The sequence below is a fragment of the Cyanobium gracile PCC 6307 genome, from assembly GCF_000316515.1.
GTDB lineage: Bacteria > Cyanobacteriota > Cyanobacteriia > PCC-6307 > Cyanobiaceae > Cyanobium > Cyanobium gracile.
On sequence record NC_019675.1, the window covers coordinates 2455936 to 2478979 of the forward strand.

General features: G+C 68.6%; 25 protein-coding genes. 13 read left to right on the forward strand and 12 right to left on the reverse strand.

Features of this window, described 5'->3' with window-relative positions; genetic code table 11:
* The first annotated feature begins 129 nt into the window (after nucleotides 1-129).
* Together fmdA and CYAGR_RS11935 are read left to right on the forward strand one after the other, a co-directional pair.
* On the forward strand, nucleotides 130-1335 hold the full coding sequence (gene fmdA, locus CYAGR_RS11930) for a formamidase (protein WP_015110077.1): 1206 nt from the start codon (nucleotides 130-132) through the stop codon (nucleotides 1333-1335).
* 120 nt (nucleotides 1336-1455) lie between these two features.
* Complete coding sequence (locus CYAGR_RS11935) at nucleotides 1456-1728, forward strand: FmdB family zinc ribbon protein (protein WP_015110078.1); 273 nt, start codon at nucleotides 1456-1458, stop codon at nucleotides 1726-1728.
* Between the two features lie 78 nt (nucleotides 1729-1806).
* On the opposite strand, the gene urtE is transcribed toward CYAGR_RS11935, so the two are convergent.
* The 6 genes from urtE to ureG all read right to left on the reverse strand — a co-directional run bounded on the left by urtE (nucleotide 1807) and on the right by ureG (nucleotide 7977).
* Nucleotides 1807-2532 carry an urea ABC transporter ATP-binding subunit UrtE gene (gene urtE / locus CYAGR_RS11940; RefSeq protein WP_015110079.1) on the reverse strand — a complete coding sequence of 242 codons (726 nt, stop codon included), beginning with the start codon at nucleotides 2530-2532 and terminating at the stop codon, nucleotides 1807-1809.
* A gap of 31 nt (nucleotides 2533-2563) precedes the next feature.
* Nucleotides 2564-3310 carry an urea ABC transporter ATP-binding protein UrtD gene (gene urtD, locus CYAGR_RS11945; protein WP_015110080.1) on the reverse strand — a complete coding sequence of 249 codons (747 nt, stop codon included), beginning with the start codon at nucleotides 3308-3310 and terminating at the stop codon, nucleotides 2564-2566.
* Between the two features lie 70 nt (nucleotides 3311-3380).
* Entirely contained in the window at nucleotides 3381-4487 is a 1107-nt protein-coding gene (urtC, locus tag CYAGR_RS11950) for an urea ABC transporter permease subunit UrtC (RefSeq protein WP_015110081.1), read from the reverse strand.
* Between the two features lie 60 nt (nucleotides 4488-4547).
* Entirely contained in the window at nucleotides 4548-5705 is a 1158-nt protein-coding gene (locus CYAGR_RS11955) for an ABC transporter permease (RefSeq protein WP_015110082.1), read from the reverse strand.
* Between the two features lie 139 nt (nucleotides 5706-5844).
* Nucleotides 5845-7140 carry an urea ABC transporter substrate-binding protein gene (gene urtA / locus CYAGR_RS11960; protein ID WP_015110083.1) on the reverse strand — a complete coding sequence of 432 codons (1296 nt, stop codon included), beginning with the start codon at nucleotides 7138-7140 and terminating at the stop codon, nucleotides 5845-5847.
* Nucleotides 7141-7362: 222 nt separating this feature from the next.
* Nucleotides 7363-7977 carry an urease accessory protein UreG gene (gene ureG, locus CYAGR_RS11965; RefSeq protein ID WP_015110084.1) on the reverse strand — a complete coding sequence of 205 codons (615 nt, stop codon included), beginning with the start codon at nucleotides 7975-7977 and terminating at the stop codon, nucleotides 7363-7365.
* Between the two features lie 65 nt (nucleotides 7978-8042).
* On the opposite strand from ureG, the gene CYAGR_RS11970 reads away from it, so the two are divergent.
* Both CYAGR_RS11970 and CYAGR_RS11975 read left to right on the forward strand, forming a co-directional pair.
* Nucleotides 8043-8648, forward strand: a complete 606-nt coding sequence (locus CYAGR_RS11970) for a hypothetical protein (RefSeq protein WP_156818463.1) — start codon at nucleotides 8043-8045, stop codon at nucleotides 8646-8648.
* 2 nt (nucleotides 8649-8650) lie between these two features.
* A complete protein-coding gene (locus tag CYAGR_RS11975; RefSeq protein ID WP_015110086.1) occupies nucleotides 8651-9346 on the forward strand; it encodes an MlaD family protein in 696 nt (231 codons plus the stop codon).
* A gap of 197 nt (nucleotides 9347-9543) precedes the next feature.
* Here the strand turns inward: CYAGR_RS11975 and CYAGR_RS11980 are convergent, their stop codons facing one another.
* From CYAGR_RS11980 to ureE, 3 genes are read right to left on the reverse strand one after another with little or no spacing between them, the layout of a single operon-like run.
* On the reverse strand, nucleotides 9544-10557 hold the full coding sequence (locus CYAGR_RS11980; protein ID WP_015110088.1) for an ABC transporter substrate-binding protein: 1014 nt from the start codon (nucleotides 10555-10557) through the stop codon (nucleotides 9544-9546).
* Complete coding sequence (locus CYAGR_RS11985; RefSeq protein ID WP_015110089.1) at nucleotides 10557-11240, reverse strand: urease accessory protein UreF; 684 nt, start codon at nucleotides 11238-11240, stop codon at nucleotides 10557-10559. The genes CYAGR_RS11980 and CYAGR_RS11985 overlap by 1 nt, the downstream gene beginning before the upstream one ends.
* Nucleotides 11237-11842, reverse strand: a complete 606-nt coding sequence (gene ureE, locus CYAGR_RS11990) for an urease accessory protein UreE (RefSeq protein ID WP_015110090.1) — start codon at nucleotides 11840-11842, stop codon at nucleotides 11237-11239. Before ureE ends, CYAGR_RS11985 begins: the two co-directional genes overlap by 4 nt.
* 106 nt (nucleotides 11843-11948) lie before the next feature.
* Between ureE and CYAGR_RS11995 the strand changes: the two genes are divergently transcribed.
* The 9 genes from CYAGR_RS11995 to ureC all read left to right on the forward strand — a co-directional run bounded on the left by CYAGR_RS11995 (nucleotide 11949) and on the right by ureC (nucleotide 20930).
* Nucleotides 11949-12863 (forward strand): urease accessory protein UreD, encoded by a 915-nt coding sequence (locus CYAGR_RS11995; protein ID WP_015110091.1) that lies wholly within the window; start codon nucleotides 11949-11951, stop codon nucleotides 12861-12863.
* Nucleotides 12864-12916: 53 nt separating this feature from the next.
* Nucleotides 12917-13600 (forward strand): Coq4 family protein, encoded by a 684-nt coding sequence (locus CYAGR_RS12000; protein ID WP_015110092.1) that lies wholly within the window; start codon nucleotides 12917-12919, stop codon nucleotides 13598-13600.
* Between the two features lie 63 nt (nucleotides 13601-13663).
* Nucleotides 13664-14440: a sulfite exporter TauE/SafE family protein gene (locus CYAGR_RS12005; RefSeq protein WP_015110093.1), complete on the forward strand. Its 777-nt coding sequence runs from the start codon at nucleotides 13664-13666 to the stop codon at nucleotides 14438-14440.
* A gap of 67 nt (nucleotides 14441-14507) precedes the next feature.
* Nucleotides 14508-15059 carry a LemA family protein gene (locus CYAGR_RS12010; RefSeq protein ID WP_015110094.1) on the forward strand — a complete coding sequence of 184 codons (552 nt, stop codon included), beginning with the start codon at nucleotides 14508-14510 and terminating at the stop codon, nucleotides 15057-15059.
* On the forward strand, nucleotides 15052-16854 hold the full coding sequence (locus CYAGR_RS12015) for a DUF2207 domain-containing protein (protein WP_015110095.1): 1803 nt from the start codon (nucleotides 15052-15054) through the stop codon (nucleotides 16852-16854). Before CYAGR_RS12010 ends, CYAGR_RS12015 begins: the two co-directional genes overlap by 8 nt.
* Nucleotides 16855-16910: 56 nt before the next feature.
* Nucleotides 16911-18491 carry a serine hydrolase gene (locus CYAGR_RS12020; RefSeq protein ID WP_015110096.1) on the forward strand — a complete coding sequence of 527 codons (1581 nt, stop codon included), beginning with the start codon at nucleotides 16911-16913 and terminating at the stop codon, nucleotides 18489-18491.
* Nucleotides 18492-18569: 78 nt separating this feature from the next.
* Nucleotides 18570-18872: an urease subunit gamma gene (locus tag CYAGR_RS12025; protein ID WP_015110097.1), complete on the forward strand. Its 303-nt coding sequence runs from the start codon at nucleotides 18570-18572 to the stop codon at nucleotides 18870-18872.
* Nucleotides 18873-18881: 9 nt separating this feature from the next.
* A complete protein-coding gene (locus CYAGR_RS12030) occupies nucleotides 18882-19199 on the forward strand; it encodes an urease subunit beta (RefSeq protein WP_015110098.1) in 318 nt (105 codons plus the stop codon).
* A gap of 6 nt (nucleotides 19200-19205) precedes the next feature.
* Nucleotides 19206-20930: an urease subunit alpha gene (gene ureC / locus CYAGR_RS12035; RefSeq protein ID WP_015110099.1), complete on the forward strand. Its 1725-nt coding sequence runs from the start codon at nucleotides 19206-19208 to the stop codon at nucleotides 20928-20930.
* Here the strand turns inward: ureC and CYAGR_RS12040 are convergent.
* The 3 genes from CYAGR_RS12040 to CYAGR_RS12050 are packed head-to-tail and all read right to left on the reverse strand — an operon-like array spanning nucleotide 20915 to nucleotide 22970.
* Nucleotides 20915-21634 (reverse strand): hypothetical protein, encoded by a 720-nt coding sequence (locus tag CYAGR_RS12040; RefSeq protein ID WP_015110100.1) that lies wholly within the window; start codon nucleotides 21632-21634, stop codon nucleotides 20915-20917. The two genes, ureC and CYAGR_RS12040, sit on opposite strands and share 16 nt — an antisense overlap.
* 40 nt (nucleotides 21635-21674) lie before the next feature.
* Nucleotides 21675-22469 (reverse strand): hypothetical protein, encoded by a 795-nt coding sequence (locus CYAGR_RS12045; RefSeq protein ID WP_015110101.1) that lies wholly within the window; start codon nucleotides 22467-22469, stop codon nucleotides 21675-21677.
* A 36-nt stretch (nucleotides 22470-22505) separates the two neighbouring features.
* Nucleotides 22506-22970, reverse strand: a complete 465-nt coding sequence (locus CYAGR_RS12050; protein ID WP_043325830.1) for a PilZ domain-containing protein — start codon at nucleotides 22968-22970, stop codon at nucleotides 22506-22508.
* Nucleotides 22971-23044: the final 74 nt, after the last annotated feature.

The following is a 23044-nucleotide window of genomic DNA, read 5'->3' on the forward strand; positions in this document are numbered from 1 at the left end:
AGACGTGAGAATGATTCTTGATTCTGTTCTTTAGGGCGAACACAAGGCCCCAATTTCCTGTAGCAATCGACACTTTCAGGCCGCAGGTCATCCTTTTGGATGGATGGGAAATTGCGCCTCGGCTCCTCGATGCCCAAAACACTCTTCTCCGTTGATCTCACCAAGCCGATGGATCAACAGGACATGCCCGGGCACAACCGCTGGCATCCGGAAATCCCTGCCGTGGCCTCGGTGAATCCTGGCGACGTGTTCCGGATCGAATGCAAAGACTGGACCGACGGCCAGATCAAGAACAATGACGACCCGAAGGACATCGAGGATGTGAATCTCGAGGTCGTTCACGTTCTCAGCGGCCCGATCTGGGTCAACGGCGCCCAGCCCGGCGACATCCTGGTGGTCGACATTCTCGATGTCGGTGCCCTGCAGGGGGATGAGTGGGGCTTCACGGGCATCTTCGCCAAGGAGAACGGTGGCGGTTTTCTCACCGATCACTACCCCAAGGCCGCCAAGGCCATCTGGGATCTCGAAGGCATCTACACCTCCTCCCGTCACATTCCCGGCGTCCGTTTCGCTGGCATCACTCACCCGGGCCTGATCGGCTGCGCCCCCTCCCACGAGCTGCTCAACGAGTGGAACCGTCGTGAGACGGAGCTGGTGAAGACCGCCCCCGACCGCCGCACCTACGGCGCCGGCCTCTCCGGCAGTGAGCCGGTGCTGGCGGCCCTGCCCAACCCCAACAGCGCCATCCTCGGCACCCTCCCCGGCAGCGAGTTCGAGCGGGTGGCCAACGAGGCGGCCCGCACGGTGCCGCCCCGGGAGCACGGCGGCAACTGCGACATCAAGAACCTCACCAAGGGCACCCGGATCTATTTCCCGGTCTATGTCGAAGGGGCCAAGCTTTCGATGGGCGACATCCACTTCTCCCAGGGGGATGGGGAAATCTCCTTCTGCGGCGCCATCGAGATGTCTGGCTATCTCGACCTCCACGTCGAGATCATCAAGGGCGGCATGGCGAAGTACGGGATGGTCAACCCCATGTTCAAGACCAGCCCGGTGGAGCCCCACTACACCGATTACCTGGTGTTCGAAGGCATCTCCGTGGATGAGTTTGAGGGTAAGCAGTACTACATGGACGTCCACATCGCCTACCGGCGTGCCTGCCTCAACGCCATCGAGTACCTCAAGAAGTTCGGCTACACCGGTGAGCAGGCCTACCTGCTGCTGAGCTGTGCGCCGGTGGAGGGCAGGATCAGCGGCATCGTCGACATCCCCAACGCCTGCTGCACCCTGGCCATCCCCACGGGGATCTTCGACAAGGACATTCTCCCCTGCTGATCGGCAGGCTGGAGGGAGGGGCCTGGACACCAGGCCCCTTTTTCTTGTCTCCCGATGTTCTGGCCTGCCGCTGTTGCTGGCGGCCATGTTTCTTTCCCCTGTTGTTCCCCTCGTCTTGCGATGCCCGTCTACGAATACAGCTGCAGCAACGGCTGCGAGAACTATGAGGTCTGGCGGAGCATCGATGAGCGCCACAAGGAAACCAATTGCCCGGCCTGCAGCGCCGAAGGCTTCCGTGTGTTCACACCGGTCATGTCCCTCAGCGGCCCCTTCCGACTGAAGCAGGAGCAGTCCGAACCGCGTCTGATTCGCAAGGAAACCAGGGAAGCCACCGGCAAGCCCAGGCTCAAGGAGAGCGGCACCCGACCCTGGATGCTCAATCGCGGCTGCTGAGCGCGACACCAAGCAAGAGTCCCGGGCCGTGCCACCGCTGGTGGCTTCGGCCCGGGACTTGCTGTTGCGCCTGAAGACTCAGACCGTGAGGAATTCCTTGATCACGTCGTCGGAGAGCTGGTCGGTCTGGCCGCTGGAGACAATGCCGCCACGCTGCATGGCGTAGTAGAAGTCGGACTGGCGCACGAAGTGCAGGTGCTGTTCCACCAGCAGCACGCTGATGCCGGTCTCCTTCATGATCCGTTGCACCGCATTTTCGATGTCGAGGATGATGGAGGGCTGGATGCCCTCGGTGGGTTCATCGAGGAGCAGCAGCTTGGGTTTGCCAAGCAGGGCACGGGCGATGGCGAGCTGCTGCTGCTGGCCACCGCTGAGATCCCCGCCCTTGCGCTTGAGAAACTTCTCGAGGATCGGGAAAAGATCGAAGATCAGCGGATCGATGTGGCGATTCTTTTCCAGGCCGCCGGGAAGGGCTTCCATGCCCAGCAGCAGATTCTCCTTGACCGTCACCTGGGGAATGATGTCCCGGCCCTGGGACACATAACCGATGCCGGCCCGGGCCCGTTTGTAGGGGGGCTGGTTGGTGAGCTGGCCATCCTGGTAGTTGATCGTCCCGGATCGCTGCTGCAGCAGTCCGATGACGGTCTTGAGGAAGGTGGTCTTGCCGACGCCGTTGCGGCCGATCAGGCAGACCATCTTGCCTTCGTGGATGGTCAGATCCACGTTGCGGAGAATGTGGCTCTCACCGTAATACACATTGAGGTCGGAGACCTGAAGCAGGGGCTGGGCGCTGGTGGTGGACATGGGCTCGCGGTGGGTGATGGTCGGGAAACGATCAGTGTTCGGGCGGCCCCAGGTAGACCTCGATCACCCGCGGGTCGGCTTTGACCTTCTCCAGCGGTCCTTCGGTCAGCACCTGTCCCTGGTGCAGCACGGTGACGTCGAAGCCCAGGTCGCGGATGAACTCCATGTCGTGCTCGATCACCACCACGGTGTGGTCGCCGGCGAGGGACTTGATCAGCTCGGCCGTGCGCAGGGTTTCCTCATCGGTGAGGCCGGCCACGGGTTCGTCCAGCAGGAGTACTTCCGGGGCCTGGGCCACGAGGGAGGCAATGGCGAGCCATTGCTTCTGGCCGTGGGAGAGGGAGCCCGCCTTGACGGTGGCGAAGGGAGTCAGGCCCACGTAGTTCATGATCCGGTGCACCTCGTCCTTGGAGGACTGGGGCAGGCCGGAACCCAGCAGGCTGAAGGCGTTCTTGACCGGTGAGGCGGAGAGCTCCAGGTTGCGAAGCACGGTGAGGTTCTCGAACACCCGCGGCGTCTGGAACTTGCGGCCGATGCCGTTGCGCGAGATCTGCTGCTCGGAGACGCCAAGCAGCGACTTGCCTTTGAAGCTCACCGATCCTTTCGTGGGCCGCACCTTGCCTGTGATGACATCGAGGAAGGTGGTCTTGCCGGCACCGTTGGGGCCGATGATGGACTTCAGCTCACCCTTGTAGAGCTTCAGGCTGAGGTCGGTGAGGGCATAGAAGCCATCGAAACTCACGCTGACGTCATTGAGCTCGAGTAGAGGTTCTGACATGGACTTCGGAAGGGTGCGGAATCAAAGGAGCGGTCACAGCAGATGAGCCAGAAAGCGTCTTCCTGGGCGACTAATCCACAGGAACGGCCTCCTTGTCGATCTGGGGGTAGGTCTTGGCCTTCTTGGCGATGCCGAAGGCGGCGAGGAAGGTGCGGAAGCCTCCTTTGGTGATCCAGCCGTAGATGCCATCGGGCATCAGAACCACCACAAAGATGAACAGGGCCCCCTGAACAAACAGCCAGGCCTCGGGCAGGGCCTCACTCACCAGGCTGCGCAGGTAGTTCACCAGGGTGGCGCCGATGATCGGACCCACCAGGGTGCCCCTGCCGCCCACGGCCACCCAGATCACCATCTCGATCGAGAAGGAGATCGACATGTACTGGGGCGAGACGATGCCGGACTGGACGGTGTAAAGGGCTCCGGAAATCCCGCACAGGGCTCCCGCCACCAGGAAGACGATGGTCTTGAAGGGGACGGGGTTGAAGCCGGCAAAGCGCAGGCGGCTCTCGTCGTCCCGGATGGCGATCAGGGCATCGCCGAAACGGCCACTGGTGAAGTAGCGGCAGACCAGAAACGCCAGGGGCAGCAGCACGACGGTGAGGCGGTAGAACCAGACCTGCATGTCCGGGGAGCCCACCAGCTGGCCGAACAATTCGCTGGTGCTGGTCTTGAGGCCGTTGGTGCCGTCGAAGAGTTTCTGCTGGCCGTTGAAGAAGTGGAAGAAGACCATCAGAGCCGCCTGGGTGATGATCGAGAAGTACACCCCCTTGATGCGGTTCCGGAAGATCAGCCAGCCCACCAGGCCCGCCACCGCGGCCGGAATCACCCAGAGGGCGATCAGGGTGAACACCGGTGACCAGAAGGGTTGCCAGAAAAACGGCAGCTGGTCGACGCCGTAGTTCTCGAAGAACTTGGGAATCCCGTTGCCACCCGCCAGGCTCTTGGTGTTGAGCATCAGGTACATGGCCACGGCGTAGCCCCCGAGGGCAAAGAAGATGCCCTGCCCCAGACTCAACAGACCTGTGTATCCCCAGATCAGGTCGATGGCCAGAGCCGTGATCGCCAGTGAGAAGTAGCGGCCGAAGAGGTTGAGGCGGAAATCATCCAGCGCTGCCGGCAGGATGAACAGGGCGATCGCCAGCAGAATCCAGGGGACAAGTCGTTGGAAGATTTTCACAGGTAGGGCCTCCTGGTGGGGAGATGGAACGGGAATCTGCAGAGGGTGGGACGGACCGGGTCAGGCATCGACCGAGCGACCCTTCTGGGGGAACATGCCGTTGGGGCGGAACTGCAGGAAGACGATGATGAAGATGAACACCAGCACCAGTGACATGCTCGTGGTGGCGAAGAATTCGATCACCCCTTTGGCCGCCGCAGGCAGATCCGGGAAGATGGTGAGCAGGGTGCCCGAGCCGATCACCGACTGAATGATGCCCAGCAGCAGTGAGGCCAGCACGGTACCCAGCAGATTGCCGACTCCACCAAGGACGATCACCATGAAGCAGGAGACGATGTAGGCCGCCCCGAGGTTCGGACCCACCGAGCCCAGCAGGGTGATGGCGCAGCCGGCCACCCCCGCCAGGCCGGAGCCGATGCCGAAGGTGATGCTGTCAACGCGGTCGGTGGGAATGCCCAGGCAGTTGCTCATCTGACGGTTCTGGGTGACCGAACGGATGCGCAGGCCCCAGACGCTCTTGTTGAGGAACCAGTAGGTGGCCAGCAGCAACAGGGCGGACAGCAGAATGATGAAAATGCGCAGGCCGGGAAGTTCGATCGTGCCGATCATCCCCCAGCTTCCCTGTAGCCATTTCGGGGCGGTGACATCGATGTTGCGCGGACCGAACCAGGCCTTGGAGAGCGGGCGAACCTGGTCGAACAGGTTGACGGCGATCAGGCCGATGCCGATGGCGATCGCCCAGCCCAGTCCATTGAGATAGGTGAAGAAAGGCTTTTCGGAGAACTTCGCCCCGAGTAATTTAGAGATAATGAAGCCAACGCCGACACCCACGATGATGCCCAGCATCATGGCCGTCGACACGCTTCGAATCAGCTGGATCAGAATCAGGCTGACCCCCCAGGTGGCAAGAAGCGTTTCGAGTGGGCGGCCATAGAGCTGCCGGATCAACGTTCTCTCCAGCAGAACTCCGATGAGTGCCGTCACAATGAAGGCCAACACCAGTGAGACCGGGAAATACAGTTCGAAGATCACGCCACCCATGGGCTTGAAAGCCGATTGCACCACGTAGGTGACATAGGCCCCGAGCATCATGAATTCGCCATGGGCTAGGTTGATGACACCCATCAATCCGAAGACGATGGCCAGGCCCGTCGCTGCCAGCAGCAGCACGGATCCGATGCTGAGGCCATCGAGGATCTGAGAAAAGAAAAGTTCCAACGGAATGAAGGTTGAACGTTAGATCCAGCGCTGCTGAGGCGACGCTGGATCGGGTCGAACGTGGTGGTGTGGCGGAGAGGAAAGGGGCGGTTCCCGGAGGAACCACCCGACTTTCATTCCCTCACGGATGGCTCCGTGATCACATCTTGAACTTGCCGGCGTCAGGCCGATCCTGGGTCCAGTCGCAGGTGAAGCCCTTGGTCTCGGGAACGAACTGGTTCCAGGGAATCGGGGGGATGGCCTTGACGCTGTCGTACAGGATCTTGAACTGGCCGGTGGGCTCCGCTTCGCCGATGAGCACCCGCTCGGAGGTGTGGTGGTTGGGGAACATCTTGATTTCGCCCTGGGGAGCGGCGAAGGTGATCCCGATCATGTCCTTGCGGACCTTGTCGAGATCCTCGAAGGTGCCCGCCTTCTCGACGGCGTTCTTCCAGAGGTACACCATGTTGTAGGCGGATTCGGCCGGGTCACCCGTGACGCGGTCGGCCCCGTACATGGCCTGGAAGTCGGAGGTGAACTTCTTGGAGGCCGGGGTGTCCAGGCTCATGAAGAAGTTCCACGCGGCGTAGGTGCCGGTGGTGTACTCGGGGCCGATCTGGCGGATCTCCTCCTCGGCGATGGAGAAGGACATGATCGGGTACTTGGCCGGATCGATGCCCGAGGCCTTGAACTGCTTGAAGAGGGCGACGTTGGAGTCGCCGTTCAGGGTGTTGATGATGATCCCGCCATCCGGGAAAGCCTTCTTGATCTTGGCGATGATCGGAGCCACCTCGGTGTTGCCGAGGGGGATGTAATCCTCGCCGACGGTCTCACCGCCAAGGGCCTTCATCTGCTCCTTGATGATGGTGTTGGCCGTGCGCGGATAGACGTAGTCGGAACCGACCAGGTAGACCTTCTTGCCGAGCTTGTCGCCGAACTTGTCCATCAGCCACTGAACCGCGGGCTCAGCCTGCTGGTTCGGAACAGCGCCAGTGTAGAAGATGTTCTTCGAGCACTCCTGACCCTCGTACTGAATCGGGTAGAAGAGGATGTGGTTCTTCGACTCGAAGACCGGCAGCATCGCCTTGCGGCTGGCGGAGGTCCAACCACCGAAGACGACGGCGACCTTGTCGGAGTCGATCAGTTTCTGGGCCTTCTCGGCGAAGGTGGGCCAGTCGGAGGCGCCATCTTCGGAAACGGCAACGATCTTGTAGGACTTGCCGCCGACTTTGACGCCGCCGGCGTCATTGATTTCCTTGATCGCCATCTCTTCGACTTCTTTCAAAGTCGTTTCGGAGATGGCCATGGTGCCGCTGAGAGAGTGAAGGATGCCGACCTTCACTTCACCGTCAAAATTGCCGCCGGACCCGGACTCGCCCCCGCAGGAGACGAGGGTTACGCTCACGGCAGTTGCGGCGATTGCAGCTGCCAGTCGCCTTGAAAGATGCAGAGACATTGATGCCTGTTCAAGATGAATTGTAGTCGCCGTAACCGACGGCAAAGGGAAAGGTACGGAAGGACGTGGCTACCCCCGGTATCCAATGAGACAGAAAGAGGCCCAAGGCCTGCTGGAGTGAGGATTTGCACGTCACGGAGCTGTCGATATGTTGCATTACCTACGGTTTAGGTGATCAACGCCTGAAAGGCGAATACCAGATTTCTGGATCTCTCTGGCGACTCAGGCGGCCGCAGGGTCGGGCAGCTGCCGCAGCAGGAAGCTTTCGACCCGATCCAGGCCCTCGCCGCTCCGCAGATTTGTGAAGCACCAGGGGCGGCCGCCGCGCATACGTTCGGTGTCGCTCTCCATCACGGCCAGGCTGGCCCCGACCATGGGGGCCAGGTCGATCTTGTTGATCACCAGCAGGTCGGAGCGGGTGATGCCGGGCCCCCCTTTGCGGGGGATCTTGTCCCCGGCGGCCACGTCGATCACGTAGATGCACAGATCCACCAGCTCCGGGCTGAAGCTGGCCGCCAGGTTGTCGCCACCGCTCTCCACCAGCACCAGGTCCAGGTCCGGGAAGGCCTCCTCAAGCTCCTGCACCGCCGCCCGGTTGATCGAGCAGTCCTCCCGGATGGCGGTGTGGGGGCAGCCGCCGGTCTCGACGCCCCGGATCCGCTCGGGGGCCAGGGAGCCAGCGCGGGTGAGGAACTGGGCGTCCTCCTGGGTGTAGATGTCGTTGGTGACCACCGCCAGCTGCAGCCGCTCCCGCAGCCGCCGGCAGAGCGCGTCCACCAGGGCCGTCTTGCCCGATCCCACCGGTCCGGCCACACCGACCCTCAGTTTGCTGCCCATCGCCCCGGTCCAGGATGGGTGCCATCCTGACGCCAGCGCCGAGGGCTGCGGTGAGTGACGGACCGATGCCGACGCTGATCCGTCGCTTCGAGCGCCTGGATGCCCGACTCGTCGCCACGGTCATGGGCACGGGGGTGGTGGTTTGCCTGGGGTTCATCGAGCTGCTGCGCAGTCCCCTGCAGCAGCTCTCCAGGGTGACGATCGAACTGCTGGCGGTGCGGGCGCTGCTGTTTCTGGCCCCACTCCTGGTGAGCCTGTTGCTGCTGCTGCGGGATGGCCCGCTGCTGCTGGGCGACCGGCGCCCCCCCGCCTCCTGGGGGCCCGACCTGCTGGCCAGCGGCCTGCTGAGCGTCGTGCTGCTCCTCTATTTCATGGCGGCGGTGATCATCACCGCCAGCCTCATGCTCAACCAGGGGGATGGGGTGGGGGAGGTGGGCTTCCTGATCGGCCAGCTGGAGCCGGCTCGCTTCGCGGCCGCCCTGGCCAGGGCGGCCGCCTATGGCGGGATCTGCGCCGCCATCTGCCTGCAGCAGGCCCGGCGCAGCGCCTCCGGCGCCGTGGGAATGGCCTCCAGGATGGCCCGGTCGCTGCGGCTGGGCATCGGGGTGATGGTCTGCCTTGATGTGCTCTGGACGATCGTCGTCGATCCCCTGCGCATGGGAGGAACCTGACCGTGTCCACCACCGCTACGCCGCGGCGCCCCGGCCCCCAGAGCCTGGTCTTCCTGGCCGGAGCGGTGGCCCTGCTGGGGGTGTTCGTGCTCGGGATCGCCCGCGCTGGCAACTGGCTCGCGCCCAGCGTCCGCCTGCAGTTCCGCACCCTCGACGCCGCTGGCCTGCAGACGGGCATGGCGGTGAAGATCTCGGGATTCTCCGTCGGCCAGGTGCGCCGGATCGTGCTGCAGCCCGACGCCCAGGTGCTGGTGGAACTGGAGCTGCGGGACCCCTACCGCTCCATGGTGGGTCGCCGCAGCCGGGCCGAACTGGCCCAGCTGGGGCTCCTGGGCGACAGCTACATCGCCATCACCCCCGATCCGGCGGCGATCGGCCAGCCCCCGATCGGTGATGGCGAGACGCTCGTGTTCACCAGCCACCCCGACCTCGACGACCTGCTTGCCGAGGTGGCGAGCAGCCGCATCCCCCTGCAGCGGGCCGTCAGCAGCGGCCTGAGCCTGGCGGAGACCCGCCTGCCCCGCAGCCTCGACGAGCTCGATCGCACCCTGGTCGCCAGCCGTCGCCTGGCGACCCGCCTGGAGGCGGACACCCGGCGCAGCAGCAGCGAACTCAGCCGCACCCTGGGGGCCACCCGGCCCTGGCCGAGCGGCTGGAGGGCCGGGCCGACGGCACCGCCGCGGATCTGTCCGCCCTGATCCGGCGGCTGGAGAGCACCGAATCCCAGACGCGGCCACTGCTGCTCCAGACCCTGCGCGAGCTCTCCACCATGGCCAGCGCCACCAACCGCCTGGTGAAGACGCTCAACGAGAGCTGGGTGATCGAGCTGATCGAGCGGACCGGGGAACCCCGCGGCGAGCGCGGCCGCTGACCGCCCCGTTGGCCGCCGGCGGCGTCACCCCTCCACCCGGTCGGCCTGACGCAGCAGCTGCGTTGGCAACGTCACCCCGATGGCCCGGGCCGTGCGGCGATTCAGCAGCAGCAGCTTCCGGGTCACCGGCTCGAAGGCCATCGTGGCGGCGGAGCGGCCGCGCAGCACCTGCACCGCCAGGGCTCCGGCCTGGGCCCCGTCGGCCTCCGGATCCCAGCCCACCACCGCCAGGCACCCCGGCGTGGCGATGTCGGAGGGATCGACGGAATAGACCGGCAGGCGATGGCGCAGGCCGGCCGCCGCCAGGGCGGGGAAGCCCACGCTGGTGGCGTAGTCGCCCACCCGCACCAGGGCCGCCACCCGGTGGGCGGCCAGGGCGTCGGCGGCCCGGGTCACCTCCGCCGGCCCGGCCACCGGCTCAACCACGACCGCGAGGGAGCGCGGGGCCGCCTCCCGGCGCAGCAGCTCCGCTTCGAAGCTGGCGTTGGCCTCGGAGGGATTGAAGACGAGCCCCACGCTGGCCAGGCCGGGCGTGATCCGGCGGGCGAGATCGAGCTGCTCGGCCAGGGGACTGGTGCTCACCGTGCCCACCACATTGGGGCGATGGCGGGTGTAGCTGGTGCCGGCCCCGGCCCCCCAGGGGTTGGAGCAATACAGGAACACCACCGGCACCCGCGCCGGCGCGATGGCCAGGATCGCCGTCAGCGGCGGGGTGCCGATGGCCACCAGCATGTCGACCCCGGCCTCCAGCAGGTCCTTCACATGGGCGCGGCCTTTGGCCATGCTGCCGTCGGCGAAGCGCTCCAGCAGGGTCACCCCGGCCGGTGGCCGGAAACCGGCCTTGGCCAGGGCCTGCACGAACCCGCGACGGGCCGCATCGGGGGCGGCGCCCCGCACGTACTGGACGAGACCCAGCCGCGGCGGACCTGGCGGCCGGCGGCGGGCGTTGCAGCCGGCGGCGACCAGGGTGCCGGCGGCGGCGGCCCCGCCCAGCAGGCGCAGCGCCTGGCGCCGGCTGGCCCCTGGGGTCCTGGCCATCAGCTGCGGAACAACCGGGAATAGAGCTCACCATGACCCAGCTGGGCCAGTCCCGCCCCCACCCCCCCGTTCCAGAGGGCCTTGGGATCGGCCGCCACCAGCTCCGCCGCCCGGGCGGCGATGGTGGGCGCCAGGCCCAGCTGCAGCCGCTGGGCTTCGGTGGGGCCCAGGGGTACCAGCCGCACGGCGGCGCTGAGCTGGGTGGCGATCCAGCCATAGAGGTAGGCCTCGACCAGGTCCTGGTGGGCGATGTCGAGGGCCACCCCGGCCCAGGCCCAGGCCGCCGGCCAGGCCAGTCGCGGGGGCTGTTCCCCGGGCAGGGACAGATCCAGGTCGGCCAGCAGCTGCAGCAGGGAGCGGCCCATCTGGCGCTGCTGGGCCCGCACCTCGGCCGCCTCCCGCTGGGCCAGCAGCCAGCCGTCCAGGTCCAGCACCTCCCCACGGGCCGGCCCGTCCGGGGATTCACGCCATCGGGTGAGTGCCTGCATGAGCCGGCCCAGGCTGGCGGCCTCGATCGCCAGCGCCCCCCGGGCCAGTTCCGCCTCCAGCCAGTGGGCCACCGCCTCGGCGTCGCCCAGCTCGCCGGCCTGCACAAGCACCTCCAGGCCCTCGGAGTAGCTGAAGGCCCCCACCGGCAGGGCGGGACTGACGAGCTGGAACAGCCGCAGCCGGGTGAGGCTCATGGGTGGGAATGGCTGTGATGGCCATGATCATGGGGACCATGGGCATGGCCGTGGTTGTGGCCGTGGCCGGAGGGGGTGTAGGCCCCGGGTTCGGGCAGAAACGGCCCGCTCATCCGCTCCACGCTCAGACCGCGATGCCGCAGCAGATCTTCGAGCACGCTGTCGGCCACCAGGCGCAGCGCGTCGCGGTGCAGCTCCATCGCCACGTGGCGGTTGCCCAGGTGATAGGCCGCCTGCAGCAGGGCCAGGGGGTCGGCGGCCCGCACCACCAGCAGCGGCTCATCGGCGGCCTCCACCACCACCAGGGGGCCACCGCCCTCCGGTGCCAGCCGGTCGCCGGGCTCCAGGGCGGCGCCGCGGGGCAGCTGCAGCAGCAGGTCCCGTCCACAGGCGCTGCGGCGGTGGCCCCGCAGGCTGGTGCGCTCATCGGCCCGGAGCGGCAACCGCAACGGTGGCGCCGGCGCCGCCGCCTCCTCCTCCGGCCCCGGGGGCTCCCCCTGACGCAGGCGACGCACCAGCACCAGGGGCCCGGTGGCCTCGGAAACCGTCACATCAGCCGTGGCGTCGGACACCGTGCCGTCGGAAACCGTGGGGCCGGGCATGGAGCAGGCCAGGGGTGAGGGACCATCCACCCTGGCCAGCCATCGGCCGGTGGCCCTGTGTCGGGGGCTACCGAATCCAGCCCCCCGGGGACCCACCATCAGCGCCATGCAGCTCACCGCCCCTGCCCCTTGGAGAGCCCAGGCCCGGCTTCGTTTCGAGACCGGCGCCGGCGCCGGCGAAGCCACCCGGCACCAGGGCGGGGCGACGGCGCCGCTGAAGATCCAGCGGGCCTTCGCCGCCGCCGATGGCCGCTGCGAACTGCCCCTGCTGCACACCGGCGGGGGCCTGGTGGGCGGCGATGAGCTGGCCATCGACGCCGATCTCGGCGCCGGCAGCCGCGCCCTGATCACCAGCGTGGCGGCCCAGAAGGTCTACGGGACCGTGGGCCGCTCCCGGCGGGTCCCCGCCGGCAGCTGGACCCACCAGGCGCTCGACTTCCATCTCGCCGCAGGGGCCGATCTGGAATGGCTGCCCCAGGAGCTGGTGGTCTTCCGGGACGGCCTGTTCCAGCAGAGCTGCCGGGTGGAGCTCGCCCAGGGAGCCAGCTGGCTCGGGGCGGAGGTGGTGCGGCTGGGGCGCAGCGCCGACGGCGAGACGCTTGGATCCGGCCGCTGGCGCTCCTTGCTGGAGATCCGGCGGGAGGGGCAGTGGGAACTGGTGGACCGGCTCGAGCTGGGCGGCGCGAGCCTGGAGAGCCCCCACGGACTGGGGGGACAGCCGGTGTTCGCCAGCCTGGTGTGGGCCGCCCCCGGGCCGGTGGGCGAGCCCCTGCTGGAGGCCTGTCGCGCCGAGCGCCACGGGCTGGAGGGGGCGATGGCCTGCGGCCGGCTGGAGCGGGGCCTGGTGGCCCGCTACCGGGGCCGCTCCACCCAGGCGGCCCGCTTCTGGTTCACGCGGATCTGGGCCAGGATCCGGGCCGAACGGGGGCTGGCGGCTCCGGTGCTGCCCCGGGTCTGGCCGTTCCAGGAGCAGCCCCTGAACCAGGACCCGCTGCCGGTGACCACGGCCCGCAGCTGGTGATCCCCGGCCAGGCGCAAAAGCGGGCCTAGGTTCGCCCCAGGCGCAGCCTTCCGATGCATCGCTTTCAGCTCTCCCTGCAGGCCCTGGGCCAGGCGCGCCACCTGATCGCCGTGGGCCGCAGCCAGGGGGATCTGGGCCGGATCGCCGATCTGGTCGACAGCTTCCTGGACACCCCCCAGATGGACGCCTGCATTGCCCGCTTCCGGGCCCAGCCGGGTGGGGCGGCGATGATGGATGAGCGCTATCCGCCCCTGCAACCGGATCTGGAGCGGCTGGAGGCGCTGCCGGAGGGGAGCCTCGGCCGCACCTACGCCGCCCTGATCCGCCGCTTCAACTACGACCCCGAGTTCTTCCGCCCCCGCGCCGTCGACACGGAGGGCCGCTGGCTCACCCAGCGGATCGCCACCACCCACGACATCCACCATGTGGTCAGCGGCTTCGGCACAACGCCGGTGGGGGAGAACGGCGTGCTGGCCATCACCGCCGTGCAGATCGGCTTCCCCGCCTATGTGAGCCTCACCCACGCCGCCCAGATCGCCGGGTTCCGCTTCAGGCTCGACGGCTACGAAACCCTCAGCCGCTCCATCAGCCATGGCACCACGATCGGCTTCACCGCCCATCCCTTCGCCACGGCGCGCTGGGAGGAGGGCTGGGAGCTGCCGGTGGCGGAGTGGCGGCGGCGGCTGGGGGTGACCCTGCCGGCGGATGGGGAGTCCTACGGGATCCACCATCCCTGAACGGCCGTCCTGGGAGTGTGGTGGCCCCCGTCACCTGGGCCTCCTGAGGTTCCCCGTCCGCCCATGAGCAGCGATCTGCCCTTCGGGATCCAGGCGCTGGTGGCGCTCCTGGCGGCGATCGCCGCCGGCGGGATCAACGCCCTGGCCGGCGGTGGGTCGCTGATCAGCTTTCCCGCCCTCACGTCCATCGGCCTGCCGGCGGTGATGGCCAACATCACCAACACCGTGGCCCTGGCCCCCGGCTATCTGGGCGCCACCGTGGCCCAGCGCCAGGACCTGATCGGCCAGCGGCGACGCCTCTGGCTGCTGCTGCCGGCGGGTGCCGCCGGCGGCCTGGTGGGGGGCCTGCTGCTGCTGCACACCGGCGAGCGCCTGTTCACCCAGCTGGTGCCGTTCCTGATTCTGTTCGCCTCGGGGCTGCTGGCGGTGCAGGAACCCGTGCGCGGCTGGGTGCAGCGCCGCTCCGAGCGCCACGGCCGCCGACCCTCGGAGCTCTGGGCCGTGCCGCCGGTGTTCCTGGCCGCCATCTATGGGGGCTTCTTCGGCGGCGGCCTGAGCGTGATCGTGCTGGCGGTGGTGGCCCTCAGCCTCGACGACACCCTCACCCGCCTCAACGGCCTCAAGCAGGCGGTGGCGTTCGCCACCAACCTCACCGCCGCCGCCTTTTTCCTCTTCTCCGGCCAGGTGGCCTGGGCCCTGGCGGCGGTGATGGCCATCGGCGCCATCCTCGGCGGGGCGCTGGGGGGCCGGCTGGCCGGCCGGATCCAGCCAGCCACTCTCCGCACCCTCGTGGTGGTGGTGGGCGTACTGGTGGCGCTGATGTACTTCCTCAAGACCTGAGCCCAGGCCCCGTGATGGACCAGCCGGACAACGCCCCTAGGCTTGGGGCCGAACCCACCGCTGGGCCATGCCGCTGCTGCTGATCCTGGTGGCGGTCGCCGCCGTCGGGTTGATCCTGATCTACAACCGCCTGGCCCAGCTGCAGGTGCTGGCGGACAACGCCTGGGCCGACATCGACGTCCAGCTCAAGCGCCGCCACGACCTGATTCCCAACCTGGTGGAGACGGTGCGGGGCTACGCCAGCCACGAACAGGAGAGCTTCCGGACCGTGATCGAGGCCCGCAACGCCGCTGTGGCCGCCCGGGGACCGCGGGAGCAGCAGCAGGCGGAGCAGGCCCTGGGGGCATCGCTCGGCCAGCTCTTCGCCCTGGCGGAGGCCTACCCGGCCCTGAGGGCGGTGGAGAGCTTCCAGACCCTGCAGTCCAACCTCAGCCAGATCGAGGAGACGCTCCAGAGCGCACGGCGCTACTACAACGCGGTGGTGCGCGACCTCAACACGGCGATCGTGCAGTTCCCCTCCAACCTGGTGGCCGGCAGCTTCGCGATCCTTCCGCGCACGTACTTCGAGCTGGAGAACCCGGCCGAAGCGGCCGTCCCCGCCGTCCGCTTCGATGGCTGAGGGCCCTACGGCCGCCCGGCGGCGGCTGCGGAGCTGGCGCTGGGGGCTGGGGGGGCTGCTCGGCCTGGCCCTGACGCTGCTGCTCCTGGCCCCCTGGGGGGCCGGCGCCACCCTCAGCGCCGCCGAGCGCCAGCTCACGCTCACCGATTTCCAGATGCAGGCGGTGGTGGAGCCCACCGGTGCCGTGCAGGTGAGCGAAACCCTCACCGCCCGCTTCGATGGCTCCTGGAACGGCTTGGTGCGCCAGATCCCCCTGCTGGCCCGGCGTCCCGGCGGGCTCGAACCCCTCGGGCTGCGGGTGCTCGCGGTCACCGACCCCGAGGGCCGGCCCTATCGCTACGAGAGCAGCCACCCCGGCGCCGACCTGAAACTGAAGATCTGGATCCCCGGCGCCGAGAACACCAGCCGCACGGCCGTGATCAGCTACCGCCTGAAGCGCGGTCTGCGCTTCTACCCGGACCACGACGAGTTCAACTGGAACGTGACCGGCAACGCCTGGGAGGTGCCGATCGAGCGGGCCTCGGCCCGGGTGCAGCTGCCGCCAGCTGTTTCCGGACTCCACGCTTCGGTGTACACCGGGCCCAGCGGCGCCCGGGGGCACGACGCCACCCTGACGATCGGCGCTGACGCGGTGGCCAGCAGCACCACCCGGCGGCTGGAGCCCGGCGAGGGCTTCACCTTGGCGGTGGGCTTCGCCAAGGGGCTGGTGCCGCTGCCGTCGGCCCTGGCCCAATGGATCGACTGGTGGCTGGCGCGTCTGAGCCTGCTGCTCCCCTTGCTGTGCACCGGCGTGCTGGGACCGCTCTGGTGGCGGATCGGCCGGGATCCGGCCCTCGGCGCGGTGCCGGTGGCCTATGAACCCCCCGAGGGGCTGCCGCCGGCGGTGCTGGGCAGCCTGGTGGCGGAGCAGGTGAGCGGATCCGCCCTGTCGGCCACCCTGGTGGCGCTGGCGGTGAAGGGCCAGCTGCGCATCGAACAGGACCAGCAGAAGCTGCTGTTCCTGAACCTGGGCAAGCGCTATGTGTTCACCCTGCTGGGCGAGCCGGCCCAGCGGTCAGCGCTGCTGCCCCACGAGGCCTATCTGCTCGAGACGCTGTTTCCATCGGCGGAGCCTGGAGCCACGGTCAGCACCCAGGAGCTCCGGGAGCACTACTACGTCCATGTGCCCGGCTTCGAGCATCGGGTGATGCAGGCGGTGCTGGCGGAGACGTTCTTCCGGCGCTGGCCGGAAACGGTGCGTGTCCTTACCTTCTTCGGTGGCCTTGGACTGGCCGCCGGAGTTGTCGTCCTCGCCGCGGCGCTGCTGCCCCACGACATCGTCATGCTGCAGGGGGTGGCGCACCCCGTGGTGATCCTGGTGTCCCTGGCGCTGACCGTGGTGCTGGTGGGCGTGTTCGCCTGGATCATGCCCAGCCGCACCACCCGCGGCACGGCGGTGCTGCGCCAGACCCTCGGCTTCCAGGAGTTCCTGCGCCGCGTGGAGGTGCCGCGGCTGGAGCGGCTGGTGCTGACGCCGGAGCTGTTCGAGCGCTACCTGCCCTACGCCATGGTGGCTGGCCTGACGCGCCAGTGGACGTCCGCGTTCCAGGGCATCCTGCAAGAGCCGCCCAGCTGGTACGTCGGCGACGGCATCGACTTCGATGCCAACGACTTCGGCACCAGCCTCGAGGACTGCTTCAGCACCACCACCGGCGCCATGCAGTCGTCGCCGAGCAGCTCCAGCAGCTCCAGCGGCAGCTCCGGCGGGGGCAGCTCCGGGGGCGGTGACGGCGGTGGCGGCGGCGGCGGCTTCTGACCACCGGGGCGGGGGCCACCGCCAGGCCTAGCTTTTCCCCAGTTGTCAGCGTTGCCGTGGCCCCAAGCGTCCTGCGCCGCCCCGGGGCGGCCGCCCTGGCTCTGGGCCTGGCGCTGGCCCTTCAGCCCCCGGGTGCAGCCCGCAGCGCCGAGCCGCCGTCGGGGCCCACGCCGCCGCCACGTCAGGTGACGGCGGAAAGCCTGGCCGCGGCCCTGCCCAAGCTCGATGCCCTGGCCACGGAGATGCAGCGCAGCACCGGTGTCCCGGGCCTGGCGATCGTCGTGGTGCACGCCGACCGGGTGGTGTTCCTCAAGGGCTACGGCGTGCGGCGGGTGGGCGAGCCCGGTGCGGTGGATGCCGACACCCTCTTCCAGCTGGCGTCGCTCTCGAAACCGATCGCCGCCACGGTGGTGGCCGGCCTGGTGGGTGACGGGCGCGTGGGCTGGGACGACCCCGTGCTGCGCACCCTCCCTGCGGCCCGCATCGGTCCGCCGGCCATCGCCCCCTTGGTGACCATCCGCGACCTGCTGTCCCACCGCAGCGGCCTGCCGGACCACGCCGGCGATCACCTGGAAGACCTGGGCTTCGATCGGGCCACGATCCTCGAGCGGCTGCGGCTGCTGCCCACCGGCAACCGCTTCCGCGCCGACTACGCCTACACCAACTTCGGCTTCACGGCCGGCGCCGTGGCCGCCGCCAACGCCGTCGGGCGCCCCTGGGAGGCCCTCTCCAGCGAACGGCTCTACCGGCCCCTGGGCATGGCCCGCACCAGCTCCCGCCACGCCGATTTCGTGGCCACCGCCAACCGTGCCTCCCTGCATGTGCCGGAGGGGGGCCGCTGGGTGGCCCGCTACCAGCGGGATGCCGATGCCCAGGCCCCCGCCGGCGGCGTGAGCTCCAGCGTGCGGGATCTGGGCCAGTGGCTGCGGCTGCAGCTGGCCGGCGGCCGCCGCGATGGCCGTGCGGTGGTGGACGCCGCCGCCCTCGCCGAGACCCACCGGCCCCAGATCGTCAGCCAGCAGCCCCGCGATCCGGCCACGGATCGGGCCGGCTTCTACGGGCTGGGCTGGAACGTGAGCTATACCGATCGGGGCACGGTCCAGCTGGGCCATTCGGGCGCCTTCGACCTCGGCGCCGCCACGGCCGTCTACCTGCTGCCGGCGGAATCCCTTGGCATCATCGTGCTCTCCAACAGCCAGCCGCTGGGGGTGCCGGAGGCCCTCAGCCTCAGCTTCCTCGACCTGGCCACCGCCGGAGCGGTGAAGCGCGACTACCTCACCGCCCTGCGCCCCCTGTTCCGGGGCATGGAGCAGCAGGACTATCCCGCCGTGGTCACCCCGGCCCGGCCCCTGCCGGCCCGCCCCGCCGACGCCTACACCGGCAGCTACGCCAATGCCTACGTGGGCCCGGTCGCCGTGGTGCCACGCGGCGATGGCCTCGAGCTGCAGCTGGGTCCCCGCCTCACCCCCTTCCCCCTGACCCCGGTGAGCGGCGACACCTTCCGCTACCAGCCCGCCGGCGAGAACGCCTACGGCCCCAGCGCCGTCACCTTCACGGTCGGCCCCGACGGCAGGGCCACGGCGGTGCGGATCGACAACCTCAACCTCAACGGCCAGGGGGTGCTCCAGCGGCGCTGATCGGGGCGGCGAACGTTCCTTCTGAACCTGACCGGGTGCCGGAGCGCTGCGAGAGTGGGGCCGGCCAGCGCAGCCTGCATGAACCTCACCCCCCAGGAGAAAGACAAGCTGTTGATCGTCACCGCCGCCCTGCTGGCGGAACGGCGGCTCGGCCGGGGCCTGAAGCTCAACCATCCCGAGGCGGTGGCCTGGCTCAGTTTCCAGGTGATCGAAGGGGCCCGCGACGGCCGCAGCGTGGCGGAGCTGATGCGGGAGGGCACCACCTGGCTGAGCCGGGATCAGGTGATGGAGGGGGTGCCCGAGCTGATCCCTGAGGTGCAGATCGAGGCGATGTTCCCCGATGGCACCAAGCTCGTCACCCTCCACGAACCGATCCGCTGACCCCCCGCCATGGCCCCCCTGATCCCCGGCGAACTGATCCCCGAGCCCGGCACGATCGAGCTCAATGTCGGCCGCCCGGTCACCACCCTGTCGGTGGCGAACCGGGGCGACCGGCCCGTGCAGGTGGGCTCCCACTTCCATTTCTATGAAGCCAACGGCGCCCTCGAGTTCGACCGCGAGGCGGCCCGCGGCCTGCGGCTCGACATCCCCGCCGGCACCGCCATCCGCTTCGAGCCCGGCGACCAGCGGGACGTGCATCTGGTGCCCTACGTCGGCGACCGCCGCGTGTTCGGCTTCAACGGTCTGGTCAACGGCCCCCTCGACTGAACTGCCATGGCTTATCGCATCGACCGCCGCGCCTACGCCGAGACCTACGGCCCCACCACCGGTGACCGGCTGCGGCTGGCCGACACCGAGCTGATCCTGGAGGTGGAGAGCGACTGCACCACCTACGGCGATGAGGTGAAGTTCGGGGGCGGCAAGGTGATCCGCGACGGCATGGGCCAGGCCCAGACCCCCCGCTCCGAGGGGGCCGTCGACACGGTGATCACCAATGCCCTGATCCTCGACTGGTGGGGCATCGTCAAGGCCGACATCGGCCTGAAGGACGGCCGCATCTGCGCCATCGGCAAGGCGGGCAACCCCGACATCACCGATGGGGTGACGATCGTGGTCGGGCCCGGCACCGAAGCCATCGCCGGGGAGGGGCACATCGTCACCGCCGGGGCGATCGACACCCACATCCACTTCATCTGCCCCCAGCAGATCGAAACCGCCCTCGCCTCCGGGGTCACCACCCTGCTGGGGGGCGGCACCGGCCCGGCCACCGGCACCAACGCCACCACCTGCACCCCCGGCGCCTTCCACCTGGCCCGCATGCTCCAGGCCGCCGAGGGGCTGCCGATCAACCTGGGCTTCTACGGCAAGGGCAACGCCAGCACCCCTGCGGCGATCGAAGAGCAGATCCGCGCCGGGGCCTGCGGCCTGAAGCTCCATGAGGACTGGGGCACCACCCCGGCGGCGATCGACTGCTGCCTGACGGTGGCCGACAAGTATGACGTGCAGGTCTGCATCCACTCCGACACCCTCAACGAAGCCGGCTTCGTGGAGGACACGATCCGGGCCATCGGCGGCCGCACCATCCACACCTTCCACACCGAGGGGGCCGGCGGTGGCCACGCCCCCGACATCATCCGGATCTGCGGTGAGGCCAACGTGCTGCCCAGCTCCACCAACCCCACCAAGCCCTACACCGTCAACACCCTCGAGGAGCACCTCGACATGCTGATGGTGTGCCACCACCTCGATCCCCGCATCCCGGAGGACGTGGCCTTCGCCGAATCGCGCATCCGCCGCGAGACGATCGCCGCCGAGGACATCCTTCATGATCTGGGCGCCTTCAGCATCATCGCCAGCGATTCCCAGGCCATGGGCCGTGTGGGTGAGGTGATCACCCGCACCTTCCAGACCGCCCACAAGATGAAGGTGCAGCGCGGTTTCCTCCCCGAGGACGCCGCCGGTCCCCGTGGCGGCCGCAACGACAACACCCGCCTGAAGCGCTACATCGCCAAGCTCACGATCAATCCCGCCATCGCCCATGGGCTCGACAGCCAGATCGGCTCGGTGGAGGTGGGCAAGCTGGCCGATCTGGTCCTGTGGAAGCCGGGCTTCTTCGGCGTCAAGCCGGAGCTGGTGATCAAGGGGGGCTCGATCGTCTGGGCCCAGATGGGGGATGCCAATGCCTCGATCCCCACCCCCGGTCCGGTGCACGGCCGGCCGATGTTCGCCGCCTACGGCGGATCCCTGGCGGCCAGCTGCCTCAACTTCGTCAGCCAGGCCTGCCTCGAGAACGACCTGCCCAGCAGCCTTGGCCTGAAGCGGCCCTGCGTGCCCGTGGTGCAGACCCGGGGCATCGGCAAGGCCCAGATGCGCAACAACACCGCCCTGCCGAAGGTGGAGGTGGACCCCCAGACCTACGAGGTCTTCGCCGACGGGGAACTGCTCACCTGCGAACCGGCGGAGGTGCTGCCGATGGCCCAGCGCTACTTCCTCCTGTAGGGGCTGCCGCGCATCGACCGGCGCCGGTCGAGCAGGCGCGTCAGCAGGGTGCGGCTGCTGTGGCGGCTCTGGGCGCCGGCGGCGAAGGCGAGGGCCATCACCAGGGCGGAGCCCATCAGCCGCAGCCCATCCCGCAGAACTCCCCACACCAGCGGCTGGAGGGGGGTGGCCTGGTCGATCCTGGCGGGCATGGCGGCTTCGGCACGGCCCAGGGCGTCGAGCAGGTCCCGGCGCAGCTGGGGCATCGGCTTGGCCAGATCGGCGTCCGTGAGGGCCGGCCCATCGACCGCCGCCAGCTGCCGCTGGAGGGAGAGGGCATCGGGCGCGGAGCGGATCAGGTCGGAGAAGCGGCTGAACTGCTCCTGGACCGTGCGCCGCTGCAGGGCCTGCAGGGCGGCACGGTCACCGAACTGCCGGACCGCGATGGAGCCCTGCAGGGGGATGAGCAGCAGATAGAGGCAGGTGACGAGCACCGCCCACCGGCGCAGGCGCTGGCGCAGCAGGTAGAGCTCCCGGCGATCCGCTTCCACATGGGCCGCCAGATGCACGAGGGTGAACGCCACGATCGGAAACCCAGAATTGGCGATCACCCGTTCGATGAACCGCTGCTGCCAGTCGAGCTGGAGCACCTGAAGCGGCAGGCTGTCGGGGATCACCGCCAGCACGAACAGTGCGACCAGGGCCAGGGCCGTGGCCAGGAGCATCGAAGCCAGGGACGACAGCGGGCCCGGGGGGCCCCCCTTCTCAGGCCTGGGATCCGTCGGGAGCACGGCGGCGGGCGACGGGAGCGGTGCTGCTCAGCCGTGAGCGCAGCCGCCGGCTCCAGCCGAAGGCGGCCATCGCGCCGAACAGGGGCAGGGGGCCGGGAACGCTCGCCGCCGCCGGCGGTTCGCCGGGGAGGGCCCGCACGACCAAGTGGCTGAGCAGAGCCTCCATGGTGCTGCTGCCCCGGCCACCACCGGTGCCGGTGATCGTGATGATCTGGTTGGCCCGGATGATGAACGGGTTGCTGAAGGCGTAGCTGGTGTCGACCTGCTTGTCGAAGAGGGTTTCGGTGGACACCACGGGACTGGTGGGTGCCCCCCAGGTGAGCAGGGGGTTACCCCGGCCGACCCGCAGGCTGCCGTAGCTGTAGCTGAGCAGCTCCACCTGCTGGTCGAAGAACAGTTCGATGGCGTTCTGATTCCTGGCGCCATTGCCGTTGCCGGGGTTGGCCCGTCCGCAGTTGGTGCGGCCGATGCCGCCGAGCCCAGCCCCACCGGCCTTGTAGAGGCAGAGCCCCTCGTCGGTAGCGCTCACGGGCTTGGCGTTGCCGTTGGGGAGCAGCGCGTTCTGGAACACCAGCTGGAGCGTCTGGCCGTTGGCTGTGGCGGTGAAGGCCTTGCTGGGCGAGGCCAGGGGCGCGGCGGGGCTGGCAGTGCTTCTGCCGAGGTCGAAGGTGAAGGTGGTGCCGATGGCCCGCGCCGGCGATCCGCCCAGGACCAGCTCCGCGGTGAGGAGGGGTCCCAGAAGCAGCTGGGCAGGGGGCAGGGGGGACATGGCGGCGCAGCTCGGCGCACGGATGTGTTGCGCAATCTAAAGAGTTCGCGCCGCCCCGCCACCCATCCGTTCCTCTTCAAGCGCCCACTCCTCCTCATTGGGATCCCTTAGGAGGCTGCGCCTCTCCACCGAGAGGACGGGCAGCTCCCGGAGGGGACTGGCAAAGGCCACACCGAAGGTGAGGGCGAAGTGGGCCTGGGAGATCCACCGAAGTCGGGCCCGCAGGCGCTGCACCCCGAAGTCGGGATGGGAATGCAGATCCAGCAGGATCCACTGCCCCATCCCCAGGGTCTGTTCCTCGTTGGCAATCAGGCCCATCCCGCCCTCGGCCACATCGACGATGTCGGCGAGGAACCAGCGCCCACAGGGATGGCCCTCACCGTTGAGGCGCCGGATGGCGATGGGGCGGCAGCGCTCGACGGGGTGCCGTCCGAAGGCGCGCTTCTCAGGCCAGGCCCCAAGCCGGTGTCTGTCCTCGGAGCGCGGTGGTGGTGGCCCCAAGGGATGCGAGCGGGGGGAACCGCTCTGGCCGGTCAACATGGTCGATGGCTCCCTTCTATCAATCCATAAATCGA

What these genes read in the sequence shown, in the direction of transcription:
- fmdA (WP_015110077.1), top strand. Translation starts at nt 130, where the DNA reads ATGCCCAAAACACTCTTCTCCGTTGATCTCACCAAGCCGATGGATCAA.
- CYAGR_RS11935 (WP_015110078.1), top strand. Translation starts at nt 1,456, where the DNA reads ATGCCCGTCTACGAATACAGCTGCAGCAACGGCTGCGAGAACTATGAG.
- urtE (WP_015110079.1), bottom strand. Translation starts at nt 2,532, where the DNA reads ATGTCCACCACCAGCGCCCAGCCCCTGCTTCAGGTCTCCGACCTCAAT.
- urtD (WP_015110080.1), bottom strand. Translation starts at nt 3,310, where the DNA reads ATGTCAGAACCTCTACTCGAGCTCAATGACGTCAGCGTGAGTTTCGAT.
- urtA (WP_015110083.1), bottom strand. Translation starts at nt 7,140, where the DNA reads ATGTCTCTGCATCTTTCAAGGCGACTGGCAGCTGCAATCGCCGCAACT.
- ureG (WP_015110084.1), bottom strand. Translation starts at nt 7,977, where the DNA reads ATGGGCAGCAAACTGAGGGTCGGTGTGGCCGGACCGGTGGGATCGGGC.
- CYAGR_RS11970 (WP_156818463.1), top strand. Translation starts at nt 8,043, where the DNA reads ATGCCGACGCTGATCCGTCGCTTCGAGCGCCTGGATGCCCGACTCGTC.
- CYAGR_RS11980 (WP_015110088.1), bottom strand. Translation starts at nt 10,557, where the DNA reads ATGGCCAGGACCCCAGGGGCCAGCCGGCGCCAGGCGCTGCGCCTGCTG.
- CYAGR_RS11985 (WP_015110089.1), bottom strand. Translation starts at nt 11,240, where the DNA reads ATGAGCCTCACCCGGCTGCGGCTGTTCCAGCTCGTCAGTCCCGCCCTG.
- ureE (WP_015110090.1), bottom strand. Translation starts at nt 11,842, where the DNA reads ATGCCCGGCCCCACGGTTTCCGACGGCACGGTGTCCGACGCCACGGCT.
- CYAGR_RS11995 (WP_015110091.1), top strand. Translation starts at nt 11,949, where the DNA reads ATGCAGCTCACCGCCCCTGCCCCTTGGAGAGCCCAGGCCCGGCTTCGT.
- CYAGR_RS12000 (WP_015110092.1), top strand. Translation starts at nt 12,917, where the DNA reads ATGCATCGCTTTCAGCTCTCCCTGCAGGCCCTGGGCCAGGCGCGCCAC.
- CYAGR_RS12005 (WP_015110093.1), top strand. Translation starts at nt 13,664, where the DNA reads ATGAGCAGCGATCTGCCCTTCGGGATCCAGGCGCTGGTGGCGCTCCTG.
- CYAGR_RS12010 (WP_015110094.1), top strand. Translation starts at nt 14,508, where the DNA reads ATGCCGCTGCTGCTGATCCTGGTGGCGGTCGCCGCCGTCGGGTTGATC.
- CYAGR_RS12015 (WP_015110095.1), top strand. Translation starts at nt 15,052, where the DNA reads ATGGCTGAGGGCCCTACGGCCGCCCGGCGGCGGCTGCGGAGCTGGCGC.
- CYAGR_RS12025 (WP_015110097.1), top strand. Translation starts at nt 18,570, where the DNA reads ATGAACCTCACCCCCCAGGAGAAAGACAAGCTGTTGATCGTCACCGCC.
- CYAGR_RS12030 (WP_015110098.1), top strand. Translation starts at nt 18,882, where the DNA reads ATGGCCCCCCTGATCCCCGGCGAACTGATCCCCGAGCCCGGCACGATC.
- ureC (WP_015110099.1), top strand. Translation starts at nt 19,206, where the DNA reads ATGGCTTATCGCATCGACCGCCGCGCCTACGCCGAGACCTACGGCCCC.
- CYAGR_RS12040 (WP_015110100.1), bottom strand. Translation starts at nt 21,634, where the DNA reads ATGCTCCTGGCCACGGCCCTGGCCCTGGTCGCACTGTTCGTGCTGGCG.
- CYAGR_RS12045 (WP_015110101.1), bottom strand. Translation starts at nt 22,469, where the DNA reads ATGTCCCCCCTGCCCCCTGCCCAGCTGCTTCTGGGACCCCTCCTCACC.